This is a genomic window from Sulfurimonas sp., from assembly GCF_016744025.1.
Lineage (GTDB): Bacteria > Campylobacterota > Campylobacteria > Campylobacterales > Sulfurimonadaceae > Sulfurimonas.
The window spans coordinates 1-12,921 of sequence record NZ_JADGFC010000010.1; the positions used below are offsets into that span (position 1 = coordinate 1).

Sequence of the window (12,921 nt, forward strand, 5' to 3'; positions counted from 1 at the left end):
TACTTCTTTGTTTTTGGTCGAATAAGATTAGCAGATTATCGATTAATCCTATCTTTCAACTTACTTTCAAAAAATTGCACTTGATTTTAGAATTGGCGAGAGAAAATAAGTTAGAGAGAGTAGATGAAATAGTAGGTATAAAAATATTTAACTATATAGGAGAGATGCAAGATGAACATCAAGAGATGATATCAAGCTCTCAAAAACACTATACTCTATTTGATAAATATTCAAGTATCTCTTCACTTGAACCACTAAACTCTACTTGCTCAGATCGTTTTTTAATCTGATAATCATACATTGGGTCGTAGTACTCACTTAAAAGTGTTTCTATCCACTCTTTATGAGCTTCTAGTGAGCCACTTTGCATCTGCTCTACACAAGCATTTTCAAATGTTTCGCAAAGTTCATTATGTTTTTGGTTACCTAGTCGTCTCTGTATTCTATGAATTGCACCTAGTATTTCTTCTTTCCATAACTCAGTATTATCGTACATTTTTTGAGCCTCAATCACATACTCATCAAATGTTATCTCTACTCTTTGCTCTATTGGAGTTTGAAGTATTATAAGAGGAGCCTTGCTAAGATAATCTGCAAAATATTTTGGAATAAACACACTTCCCACACGATTACCTTCATCTTCAAAAACTAAATATTTGAAGCCTTTGTCAAGTTTTTGTATAAGATCATAAGCCATATCATTTTCAAAGTTTATCTGAGAAGGTTGTGGTGTTGTTTTTTTCCCAAAAGAAGAACCTCTATGATTTGCCAAACCCTCAAGGTCTATGGAGTTTTTTAGTTTTTTTAGTAAGATAGTTTTTCCAGAACCAGTATATCCACCAATAATAACTGGTTTAAAGTGATTTACGGAGTCTTCTGTCGCATCTATAAGATAGTTTCTAAAGGCTTTATAACCACCTTTAAATCTTGTTATATCATCTCCTGCTTGCCTTAGCCACTCTTGTGATATCTTTGAACGTTGACCGCCTCTAAAACAAAAAAGCTTTGCATCTGAATTTTGTTTTATAAAATCTGACCATGCTTTAATACGCTCATCTTTTAAATCACCGCTAACAAGTTTATGTCCAAGTTTCACAGCTTCTTTATTACCATATTTTTTGTAACAAATGCCTATTTCATTTCTTTGTTTATCATCTATAAGTGGAATATTCACAGCATGAGGAAAGGAGCCTTTTTCAAACTCAATAGGAGCACGAACATCTATAAGTGGCGTAGAGTTTAAAACAACAGACTTAAAATCACTACTTAACACTATGTACACTTTTGCAAAACACTATGGTTTTCATAGTCTTGCCATTACTAAAAAATCTATTATTTTTGATAACCCAACCTCTGTTTCTTTGAACAAGTACATCACCGCACATAAGTTTCTTATTTGCTCTGAAATCTTTATATAGCTGTACTTTTCTATTTTTTTCATAGTATCCATATATAGCTATCAAAGACATTACAAGTACCAAGATAGAAACTCCGTAAAGGAAAGTTTTGTTGTTTTTAGATTTTATATTCATGAAAAGACCTTTCCATCTTTATATTAATTCACTAATTACAATTAAGTACAACTAATTCATAAAAACGTTTACCTATATCGCTTAACTTAGCACCTCCATAATTACCAATACCACTATCTCCTACTGGTAATATCAGTAATCCTGTTGTTGCTAAAGACTGATATTCAAGTTTTGCTCCTTCTTGCCAAATACTTCTTTTTTTATCTTCATTTATTTCACCTTCCATACGTTTGGCATAATCATAAAACTCTTCAAGTTTATCAATACCGTCAACTGGATGAATTTGCTCAATACTAAACATTAAGGAGTTATATTCTTTAGATGAAAAATGAAATTTTTTAAAGGTTTGTATAAATAATTCACCAAGAAGTTTAGCTTTAAATTCATTGTGATAGCGGTCTAAATAGATAATCGTGTAATCAACTATTTGCTGAGAAGTTTTTTCATCATCAATTTCTGACAATAAATCATTATCTATATCTTCTAGATTTTTTGTTATTTGTCCAATAAAATATGCATATTTTTTAATGAAGTGAGCAGACATAATATTTGAACGAATTTTATCACCAATGAAAAGCCACTTTATAATTGGTATATTTTCTAGTAATTCCTGTTGATTAGACATGGTACTAAGTATTTCATCTAAACTCATTTCAGATATATCAGTTAATAAATCTTTTACAGGTTCTTTATTCGATGGTTTTATTAAGTTTTGCTTTTTTGACATAGTTGTTTCACCTCACATAACAAGACTATATCACAAATAGATTATTTAATCAAAACCCACGAAACATAGAAGGTATAAAAGCCATTTCACCAACACTTAGAGCATTGTCTAGTTCTTGAATAAGTCTCTCTTTTTCTCTTGGTAGATTCCCTGCTAGATGCAAGGCATTAGATGCATGGTTTGAGCGAAAGATAATTTTATTAGTTGGGTTTAGAAGTTGTATAAACTTTTTTTGTTCTTGAAGTAACTCTATATCACCTAGCATCTCAAAATCTTTAAAGTGTTTGTAAAACTTCTCTTTGGCATCTTCTTCAAGCCCGAGTTGCAGAGTTGATAGATAGTTTATCCTTGTAGCATTGATGATTTTTGAACTCTCTATTATATGCTCATCTGAGTACTTTGTTCCGCCCATTCCAAGTATAACTGTTGCCGATATCTTAAGTCCTGCATCTGAGGCTTTATTTAACGACTCGATAATCTCGCTTTGGTTTACACCCTTTGTTATCTTCTTTAAAACTATATCACTGCCCGTCTCTACTCCGTAGTAAATTAAATTCAGTCCATTTTCTCTAAGTAGTTGTAAGTCTTGAGTTGATTTATTAAGTATATTTTGTGCAGATGCATATAGTGAAACACGTCTAAGTTTTACAAATGATTGTTTTAAATGTTTTAGTAGTTTTAAAAGATACTCAGTATCAAGTGCAAGAGCATCTCCATCAGCCAAAAATACTTTTCTGGCGTCTGGATACGAGTGAGCAAGAGTTTCTACATCATTAAAGACATCTTCTATAGCTCTTACTTCAAAGCTCTTTGTTTTGTACATAGAACAAAAAGTACAGTTGTTATAGCTACACCCGTAGGTAGCTTGTATGATAATATTGTCAGCTTCTGCTGGTGGTCTATAAAGCGGGTATGAATACTCTATCATTTGAACTTAAGCTATGAACATCCACTTAGCTGCTATAACAATTAAAAGTCCTAGAACAATTACAAGTTTATGAAAGTGAAACTCCATAAAGTTACTCTTTTTACCCTTTGTATATCTTACATATAGGTTTGATAAAACACCTGCAACGATGATAAGAACTAGAGCAATTTTAAATACTAAAATCTTTTGCAAATCAGTTTCAAAGAAACCAGCAGTTGAATTGATGTACTTAGACATCATCATGCCGCCTGTTAAAACTAAAAACAAAAGTGAAAGTGGAAAGATTTTAAAACTTCTTTGTCCAAGAGTCTTGTTAATCTTTTGTTGTGTATCTTTATCAAACTTATTTTTTAGTGTTGAGATAACAGCTATATCAGTAAATACGTAGCCGATAAAGATGATTGCTAAGATAAGGTGGATTATATGTGCATATGGATAGATTGCTTCCATGGTTACTCCTGTGAAAATTTAAAGGGATTATACATAAAGAGTATAAATTAAACATTGACAAGTTGCAATGTAGTAAAATGTTTAAAAAATAAGGAAGACTATAGTGATAAAGTATTTTTATGCACTTTTATTTATAGTTATTATTTTTCTATTTAAACCAATCTCAACATATTTTTTAGAGGACTACACTTCAAAACTCCTTGAGCAAAAAGTTAAAGTTACATCGATTAGCATCTCTGAACTAAAGGTTCAAGCTTATATTTCTGAGTCAAACAATACTATCACTGCAACTCTACAAGACTTATATCCTCTAAAAATTAAAGCTTACTACAGTGGAGATATAAATGCCTTTAAAACTTACCATCCACTAAAAGGTTATGGCAAGGCAAGTGCAAATATCACTTATGCTGATGCCTTAGAAGTAGATGGTGAAGTTTTTTTATATGGTGCTAATGCAAAGGTTATAGTTAAAGAGTTAAAAAAGAACTGGTATGTTGGAGTAGATGCCACATCTCTAAACCTAAAAACTCTTCAAGAACAAAATTCCAAAGAAGTTAAAGCAGATGCACTTGTTGACTTTGATTTAGAACTATATACAGGTGCAAACACTTCTATAAACTTACGAACAAAATTTCTAGATATCTCTCAAACACAGATAAAAAATATCGACATAAAACTTAGTTTAGAAAAAGAGAACTTTAAACTTCTCTCTTTTTTTAAACTTCCTGATTTTTATAAAATGAGTTTAGATGCAGATGGCATCTATAAAGATAGAAATATCTCAGCGTCCACAAATATAACTTTTAAAGATGTGAGTCTTGATATTGACTCACTTAAAATAGACACTAAAACTATGCAAACTTCACTTCATACAGCTTCGCTTGGAGGAGACTTAGATGCAAGCTATAAAAATGGCATGCTTTACTTAAAGACTAAAGCCTTGCATCTATCTAAGGTTTTAAAAGCAATTGGGCAAAAACCTCTTGCACGTGGCTACTTAGACCTAGATGCAAAACTAAATACAAAGAGTCTAGATGCAGACTTATTACTTAGTTCTCCTTGGATTGAGTATGATAAACAAAGAGTAAAAGATATTAAACTTAGTCTAGCAGAGCTGAAATACAGAGATAAAGAGTTAAACACTACTTATAAACTAAGTGCGTCTTTTATGAAAAAACTTTTTACATTTGATGGAGATATTAATTTCAAAGATATCTTAAAACTAAACGCTAGAAGTAGTGACTTTAAAGCTCAAACACAGTTGCATCTAGAAGATGATAAATATAACTTAAGCCTTAAAAATGCGGATATAAAAGAACTTTTAGAGTTTGCATCTTTAAAGCCTTATGCAAAAGGTTTAGTGGATCTAGATGCAAGTGGTGATTTTGACAAGATTAAGTTCTCCCTTAAGACAGATGCTACGATGAAAGAACATAATATAAGTGCGAACTCTGAAGGTTCTTACACTTTTAAGTCAAAACTATTAGAGTCAAATTTTAAAGCTTTTGTACCTTTAGAACAAGACTCTTTTAAAGTGAGTGGTAAAGCAAGTTACAAAGAACATCTACTGCTTAATGCTTATAGTTCAAGTTTTGATTCCAAAACAAATTTTAAACTTGAAGATGATAATTTTAAATTTTATACGCACGGCATAGATATGCATAAGCTTGCATCTGCACTTAAAAAACCAAAGACTCTTTTTGGACTTGTTGATATTCAAGCAGAAGGGAAGTTTGACGATATAGACTTTAAAATAAAAAGTGAAGAGCTTAGAAGAGATATGAAACTCGAAGACATAGATGCTTATGTCTCGGTAAATCTAAATGGGCACTATACACCAAAACTACTTACTTTAAAAGATACTTTTTTGATGCACTATAATAAAGATACTTTAGCATTAAACTTTGCTGCTAAAGTAGAATTAGAACCTCCATACAAATCAAAAGGCTCGTTTACTCACAATAAGGATAAGATAATTGTAAATTCATTTTCTTATGAAAAAGAGCAAATAAAAAGTAACTTTTTAATAGACATAAATGAACTTTATCTATATAGAGTTATCATGGCAAATAATTTTCATGGACCTCTAAAGATAAGTGCGAACTATACAAATACTTTAAATATTATTAGCAACTCTTTAGGCGGAGAGTTAAAAGCTGAGTTAAACAAGAGCAATCTCAATATAAACATAAAAGATGTAGATGCTAAAAAAGTGGCTTTCTTAGTTGCTCAAGGTGATATTTTAGATCGTGGTATTTTAAATGGAACTGCAAATTACAATATCAAAACACAAACAGCTAAAACAGACATATCACTTAGTTCAGCTATTTTAAATGGTGTTAATATAGATGAAGAAATATCTACTTTTAATGATGCGATGGGTCTTAATATTATAAATATGTCAGAATCTCTAATCTCTAGTTTTTATGCTAAAAACAACAACAAAACAGAAATACAACAGCTAGAATTTGATATCTCCCTAAAAAACAAAATAATAAAACTTGATGATGTAGCACTAAGAACACAAAAGTTTCTACTTGCAGCCTTAGGAAATATAAAAGATAATGGAAATATTAACTCTCTTGATATTAGCATAGTAGATAAAAATGGGTGTGCAATAATCACACAAGCATTAAAAGGAAATATTAAAAATCCTCAAACAACACAAACTACCTCAACTCTTGTTGATATAGTTCAAAGAGTTCCAGAATCTATTTTCACAACAGGAAAAAAAGCTATAGACTTTTCAACAGAGCTTATTGATGATATAGCTTCTTTTGGAGCTAAGAATATTTTTAGAAATAATGAAAAAGTTTCAATTACTTCTGATATAGTTTCTGGGGGATTTTCTATTATGAATCAAACCTCAAACATTATTATGCCCCAAGGCTGTAGTATAATATATAATGGAAAAGTTAAACATCCAAAAAATCTAATAAAGGATAAAAAATGAAGAAAAGTTTTAAAGCACTAAATATAAAGTGCGGTGGTTGTGCTAATACAGTTACACAAGCTCTAGTAAAAGATTTTGGTGAAGTAGAAGTAGACTTAGAACAAAGCCCGAGAGTAGTAACTCTAGAGATTAAAGATGATGAGCACGAAAAATTATTTCGTAAAAAAATGAGAGGCTTAGGTTATCCTATGGATGATGAAGAACTTGGAGCTTTTACATCAACAGGACTTAAAGCAAAGAGCTTTGTTTCGTGTGCTGTGGGAAAAATGAGCCAAGAATAGAGTTAAAAGTTTCATCCATCTTTGCATCTACAATCATAGTTTTATGAGTATATGGATGTTTAAATTCTAAAGAAAGTGCGTGAAGTAGTAGTCTATGACAGTCAAACTTCTCTCGTACAAATATATTGTGTTCTCCTCGTCCATATTTCGTATCACCTAAGATGTGATGCGAGATATGTTTCATATGTCTTCGTATCTGATGTTTTCTACCAGTTTGTGGTTTTACTTTTACTAAAGAGTATCTAGTTTTATCATATCTACCAACTGCAAAGTCAAGTTCTACTGAGTCGAGTTTTTCATATTCTGTTATCGCTTCTTGAGCTTCTTTTTCTTTACTTGCATCTTTATCTGCAATCTTGTCTAGTTTCTCTTTTAATGCATGATTTATAATTGCAGAATCTTGTGTATAACCACGCACTACACATATATATGTTTTTTTAGTTGTGTGCTCTTTAAACTGCTCTGACATTAACTTAGCGGTCTCTTTATCTAAAGCAAATAATAGAACACCAGAAGTTGGTTTATCAAGCCTGTGAACAGGATATACCCACTGCCCTATTTGGTCGCGTAGCATCTTCATTGCAAAATATATTTCGTGTCTATCTATCATAGATTTATGAACTAAAAGTCCACTAGGTTTGTTGATACAGACTATATAATCATCTTGATATAAAATTTCTAATTCATAATTTTCAAACATGTTGGTATAATACCGAAAAAGGCTTGAAATGACTTATGATTTCTCCATAATAGGTGTCTTAAAAGAGGGCTTTCGCCGTAGTGATGGCGTTAAAATGACTTTTGCAGGTTCAGTTATTATATATGCTATTATCGCTTTATTTGTCAACTCTCTTGTGGAGTTTATTTTTCCATACAGTGAAGAACTTATTAGTATTTATGCCTCTTCTACTGTAGAGATGCTTTTTACCCTTCCAATACTAATCGGAATAATGATTCTAGGAGTAAAACACTCACGAGAAGAAGAGTTAAGTATCCCATCTATCTTTGAGTATTTTGGAATGATTATGCCTATCATGCTCGCTTATGTAGCTATGACAGTTATTATTTCAATTGGTTTTGTTCTTTTAATCATACCTGGAATCTACTTTGCTGTTTCATATGCTTTTGTATATCAACTTATAGTAGACAAGGGACTTAATGTTTGGGAGGCTATGGAGCTATCTAGAAAAACAGTCACTAAACAGTGGTTTAAGTTCTTTGGATTATCTCTGCTTAGTGGGATTAGTATTCTTGTAAGTGCTCTACCTTTTGGTATTGGTCTTATATGGAGTATACCTATGGTTTATATCACTTATGGATTACTATATCATCATCTATTTGATGATGAATAGTAGTAGAGAGTTGCTATTATTTAGTATCTCTCTTTGTAGTTTTTCTTTTCTTCTTTGAAACTGGTTTTACAAAAGCTTTCTTTCGAACATGCTTTTGTTCAACTTTTTTATGCTCACTCTTTAGTTTTAGTTCATCTTGATCTTTTCTTCTAATAGTCGGATCAGGTTCAAAACCTTCTACTACTTTTTGTGGTATTTTTTGCCCTATTAGTCTCTCAACATCTTTTATATCATACTTATCATATATATCTAAAAGTGAAATAGCTTCACCATTTTTACCAGCACGACCAGTTCTTCCAACTCTATGAACATAATCTTCAGGGATAGAAGGAAGTTCATAGTTAATTACATAAGGAAGTTCTTCGATATCTAAACCACGAGAAGCTATGTCAGTCGCAACAAGAACTCTAGTATGTCCCTCTTTAAACTGAGTAAGAGTTTTGAGTCTGTTTGCTTGAGTCTTATCTCCATGAATTATTCCACACTTAAGACCATCTTTTTGAAGCTCTATAAATAGAGCATCTGCGCTTACCTTCGTTTTAGTAAAAACTAAAACTTGAGGGAAATTTCTTGAACCAATAAGATAAGCTAAAAGCTCAGCTTTTCTATCCGTATCAACCATATATGCAACTTGGTTGATTGTATCAACCGTAGTGTTTTTCTTAGCTGTTTCTATAAAAGCGGGTTTAGTAAGGATCTGCTTTGAAAGCTTTCTAACCTTGTCGCTATATGTTGCTGAGAAAAGTAGAGTTTGATGTCTTTTTGGAAGTTGTAAATGAATTCTTCTTATCTCTTTTGAGAAACCCATATCAAGCATTCTATCTGCTTCATCAACTACAAAAAATTCAATATTTTTAATATCAAGGCCCTTGTCCATAAGCTCCATAAATCTTCCTGGTGTTGCTATAACAAGATCAATACCAGTTTTAAGCATACGTTGTTGAGCTTCTATATCTTTTCCACCAACCAAAATAGCACTTGTAATACGCATATGTTTTGAGTAGTTTTTTACATCTTCATGTATTTGTATAGAAAGTTCACGTGTTGGCGAAAGAATCACAGCTCTAATAGCTCTGTTTTCATCTGCCGTAGTGTTTCTGAGTTTTTGTAAAATTGGAAGAGCAAAAGCTGCTGTTTTACCTGTTCCTGTTTGAGCAGTAGCGAATACATCGCTCTTTGCCAAAACTAAAGGAATAGCCCTTTTTTGTATAAGTGTTGGATGTTCATAACCTAACTCTTTAATAGCTCCAAGCAATGGCTTGATAAGCCCTAGTTTTTCAAATGACATAAATAAACAACCTTCTTATAATATAAGTCGAATTTTAGCATATTATTAATAGAATGAGTGGTATTATTAAAAAAATCCCTTTTGTAACTAACTACATTGAATATTTAATTCTATTATAGTATTATTCTGTTACTAACAATTATACATTCTAAGGACTATTTGGTTTGTCAAAAAAAATGCCATTGCTACTCTGGCTCACATAGATGCTAAAAAGACTAGTATTCTAATCTTTGAAGCACTATACTCTGCTATGCAAAAAGGTTGGAGTAAAAATGATATTAATGAAATTATAACTAGACTTAACAAGACTGACCAAAACTTAAAAGTTAATGCTTATAGAAGTACTCTTGTTGCCCAACTTTATGGAGATATAGAAAAAGATAAAAAAGCTAGAGCTTCTATACAACCAGTAAACAAAGCGATGCAAGGAGAGGAATCTTTAATAATTTCAAATTCAAATTATATAAATTATTATTATCCTGTTCTAGCTACGGATGACTGTTTATCTTGCCATACAAATGCAAAGGTACAAAATGTTTTGGGTGTAATAGAAATTTCTTACCCTGTAAATGATTTAAAAGTCTCTTTAAATGAAATGGTAAACTTTTTTATACTTTTTATAGTAGTGTTTTCATTAGTTATATTTTTAGTATTATTTACAAAACTAAACAAATACCTTATTAAACCTATACGAAATTTTTCTAGTGTTATCAAGAATATTACTAATTCAAACGATATGACAACTCGTGTTAACATCAATGACAATATAGAAGAAATTGATTCTATTAAAGAAGTTTTCAACTCAATGCTAGACTCTATAGAACATCAATTTTATTATGATAACTTAACTGGTTTAAAAAATAGAAGAAAATTAACAGAGATGCTTGAATTAAGAAACAATTCTTTTTTAATGATAGTTAATATTGACTCTTTTCAAGAGATAAATGATTTATACGGTGATGAGGCAGGAGACAATCTACTCAAAGAATTTGCTAACTTTTTACAAAGTACAATACCAAAAAATGGATCTTTATATAGACTTCATGCAGATGAGTTTGCTTACCTTTGTACTAATGGAGTAGACATCAAAGAATTTATTACCTTTGCTTCATTACTTAGTGAAAAGATTTTACAAGAAAGTTTTAAAATAGATGATAGAAGTGAAGTAAACTTGAGTGCTACTATAGGTATGGCTTATGGAAGTGAGATGCTTTTAGTAAATGCAGATACAGCCCTTGTAGTGGCAAAGAAAACAAAAAAATATTATTTAATTTATGATGATTCAATGGCTATGGCAAAAGTCTATGAGAAAAACTTTAACTGGAAAAAACGCTTAAAAGCAGCGATAGATGAAGATAGAATAGTTCCACTATTTCAGCCTATTGTCGATACTAAAACTCAAAAAATTGTTAAGTATGAAGCGCTTATGAGAATCATTGATAATGATGGAAAATATATAGCACCTATACACTTTTTAGAACTTGCAAAAAAGAATAAGTTTTATCATCTATTGACTAAGATTATGATTGAGAAAACTTTTGAAAAATTCAAAGATTCACCATATCTTGTGTCTATAAATATTTCTGTTGAAGATATTTTAAATAGAGAAATCTATAATTTTATACTTAATAAACTAGAAGTTAGTGGAATGGGTAAAAAAGTTGTTTTTGAAATTATAGAATCAGAGGGAATAGAAAACTTTGATGAAGTTTTAGAGTTTATAGAAAAAGCAAAAGAGTATGGAGCAAAGGTTTCAATTGATGATTTTGGAACTGGATACTCAAATTTTGAATATCTTATGAAGCTAAAAGTTGACTATATTAAGATAGATGGATCAATGATTAAAAACATAGATGTAAATCCTGACTCTCAACTAATAACTAAAACAATAGTTGATTTTGCCAAAAAAATGAATATACAAACAGTAGCGGAGTTTGTTTACTCCAAAAATATTTTTGATAAAGTTGTTGAACTTGAAGTTGACTACGCTCAAGGTTATTACTTTGGTGAGCCAAGTGAGACTATAGAACACTAAGTAAATATCAACATAAATTTTAGCAAAGGCAGTATATGGAATCCCTAAATCAAATTATTTCAGATATTTCTTCATTAGTATGGGGTGTTCCAATGTTAACACTGCTAGTAGGAACAGGTCTATTCTTAACTATTAGGTTAAAAGGTTTACAGTTTTGGGCTTTAGGCCATGCTATTAAACTTATCTTTAAAGATGAAAAAGAAGCTAAAGGTGATATCTCTCACTTTCAAGCACTTATGACTGCACTAGCGGCGACTGTTGGAATAGGAAATATTGTCGGAGTGGCAACTGCTATCTCTTTTGGTGGTCCTGGAGCTGTTTTTTGGATGTGGGTTACTGGTTTTGTTGGAATGGCAACTAAATACTCAGAAGCTATCTTAGCTGTTAAATACAGAGAAGAAGGAGAAAATGGCTTTAAGGGTGGACCAATGTACTACCTAACTCATGGTGCAAATATGCCAAAACTTGGATATGCATTTGCTCTATTTACTGTATTAGCATCTTTTGGTATCGGGAATATGACTCAGTCAAATGCTGTAGCAAATGTTCTTTCTTCTCAATTTTCTATAGAGCCTTGGATAAGTGGTATAGTCTTATTAACTGTAACCTCTTTTGTTATTCTTGGAGGGATTAAGTCTATTGGTAAGACTGCATCTATTCTAATTCCATTTATGATAATTGTTTATATTTCAACTGCTTTAATCATAATAGTTATGAATTTTGATAAAGTTGGAGATGCATTTGGTCTTATATTTTATCATGCTATTAACCCAATAGCTGCCGGAGGTGGTTTCTTAGGTGCTGCCGTTGCATCTGCTATTCGTTATGGTATTGCTAGAGGTGTTTTCTCAAATGAATCAGGTTTAGGTTCTGCACCTATCGCAGCTGCAGCTGCAAAGACCAATGATCCTGTAAAACAAGCTCTTGTATCAATGACACAAACTTTTATCGATACACTGGTAGTTTGTACTATGACTGCTGTTATTATTTTAATGGCCCCAGTTTGGACTACTGGAGGAAGTGCCGGAGAGTTGACACTAAGAAGTTTTGAGTATTTCTTAGGAGATGCAGGTGCTATCATCATCGTAATTGCTACTGTATTATTTGCATATTCTACTATTCTGGGCTGGTCATATTATGGTGAGAGAGCTTTTGAATATATTTTTGGTGAAAAATCAATTAAATTATATAGAGTAGTATTTGTAAGTTTTGTTCTTGTTGGTGCAATGATGGAGTTAAAATTTGTTTGGAACTTCTCAGACGTAGCAAATGGACTTATGGCTGTGCCAAACTTAATAGCATTACTTATCTTATCTAAAGTCGTTGTAGCTGAGACTGATAGATATTTTAATTTAAACAAGATATAATTTACCCA

Annotated in this window: 13 protein-coding genes; 6 read left to right on the forward strand and 7 right to left on the reverse strand. The window is 31.5% G+C overall.

The features are described 5' to 3' along the window. The coding region (locus QZZ48_RS02920) for a hypothetical protein (protein ID WP_294961798.1) at positions 1-290 on the forward strand (290 nt) is incomplete at its 5' end. Here QZZ48_RS02920 and mnmH read toward each other — a convergent pair. Genes mnmH through QZZ48_RS02945 form a run of 5 tightly spaced genes read right to left on the reverse strand, consistent with a single transcriptional unit; the run spans position 209 to position 3,637 of the window. Beyond that, positions 209-1,273, reverse strand: coding sequence for a tRNA 2-selenouridine(34) synthase MnmH (gene mnmH / locus QZZ48_RS02925; protein ID WP_294961800.1), 1,065 nt, complete (start codon positions 1,271-1,273; stop codon positions 209-211). The genes QZZ48_RS02920 and mnmH overlap by 82 nt on opposite strands. Further along, the gene (locus tag QZZ48_RS02930; RefSeq protein WP_294961801.1) at positions 1,263-1,532 is read right to left on the reverse strand and encodes a hypothetical protein; all 270 of its coding nucleotides are present in this window, start codon (positions 1,530-1,532) and stop codon (positions 1,263-1,265) included. The genes mnmH and QZZ48_RS02930 overlap by 11 nt, the downstream gene beginning before the upstream one ends. 31 nt (positions 1,533-1,563) lie before the next feature. Next, on the reverse strand, positions 1,564-2,259 hold the full coding sequence (locus tag QZZ48_RS02935) for a hypothetical protein (RefSeq protein WP_294961803.1): 696 nt from the start codon (positions 2,257-2,259) through the stop codon (positions 1,564-1,566). A gap of 49 nt (positions 2,260-2,308) precedes the next feature. Beyond that, on the reverse strand, positions 2,309-3,187 hold the full coding sequence (locus tag QZZ48_RS02940) for a radical SAM protein (protein WP_294961804.1): 879 nt from the start codon (positions 3,185-3,187) through the stop codon (positions 2,309-2,311). 6 nt (positions 3,188-3,193) lie between these two features. Continuing rightward, complete coding sequence (locus QZZ48_RS02945; RefSeq protein WP_294961806.1) at positions 3,194-3,637, reverse strand: hypothetical protein; 444 nt, start codon at positions 3,635-3,637, stop codon at positions 3,194-3,196. 103 nt (positions 3,638-3,740) lie between these two features. Here QZZ48_RS02945 and QZZ48_RS02950 point away from each other — a divergent pair, with 103 nt between their 5' ends. Further along, a complete protein-coding gene (locus QZZ48_RS02950) occupies positions 3,741-6,590 on the forward strand; it encodes a hypothetical protein (RefSeq protein WP_294961808.1) in 2,850 nt (949 codons plus the stop codon). Beyond that, the gene (locus QZZ48_RS02955; RefSeq protein WP_294961809.1) at positions 6,587-6,871 is read left to right on the forward strand and encodes a heavy-metal-associated domain-containing protein; all 285 of its coding nucleotides are present in this window, start codon (positions 6,587-6,589) and stop codon (positions 6,869-6,871) included. The genes QZZ48_RS02950 and QZZ48_RS02955 overlap by 4 nt, the downstream gene beginning before the upstream one ends. Here QZZ48_RS02955 and truC read toward each other — a convergent pair. Then, a complete protein-coding gene (gene truC, locus QZZ48_RS02960; RefSeq protein WP_294961811.1) occupies positions 6,819-7,571 on the reverse strand; it encodes a tRNA pseudouridine(65) synthase TruC in 753 nt (250 codons plus the stop codon). The genes QZZ48_RS02955 and truC overlap by 53 nt on opposite strands. Positions 7,572-7,599: 28 nt before the next feature. Here truC and QZZ48_RS02965 point away from each other — a divergent pair, with 28 nt between their 5' ends. Further along, on the forward strand, positions 7,600-8,223 hold the full coding sequence (locus QZZ48_RS02965) for a hypothetical protein (RefSeq protein ID WP_294961813.1): 624 nt from the start codon (positions 7,600-7,602) through the stop codon (positions 8,221-8,223). A gap of 16 nt (positions 8,224-8,239) precedes the next feature. On the opposite strand, the gene QZZ48_RS02970 is transcribed toward QZZ48_RS02965, so the two are convergent. Continuing rightward, complete coding sequence (locus QZZ48_RS02970) at positions 8,240-9,511, reverse strand: DEAD/DEAH box helicase (RefSeq protein ID WP_294961814.1); 1,272 nt, start codon at positions 9,509-9,511, stop codon at positions 8,240-8,242. A gap of 250 nt (positions 9,512-9,761) precedes the next feature. Between QZZ48_RS02970 and QZZ48_RS02975 the strand changes: the two genes are divergently transcribed. Then, on the forward strand, positions 9,762-11,546 hold the full coding sequence (locus QZZ48_RS02975; RefSeq protein ID WP_294961815.1) for an EAL domain-containing protein: 1,785 nt from the start codon (positions 9,762-9,764) through the stop codon (positions 11,544-11,546). A gap of 35 nt (positions 11,547-11,581) precedes the next feature. Beyond that, the gene (locus QZZ48_RS02980; protein WP_294961816.1) at positions 11,582-12,913 is read left to right on the forward strand and encodes a sodium:alanine symporter family protein; all 1,332 of its coding nucleotides are present in this window, start codon (positions 11,582-11,584) and stop codon (positions 12,911-12,913) included. Positions 12,914-12,921 lie beyond the last annotated feature (8 nt).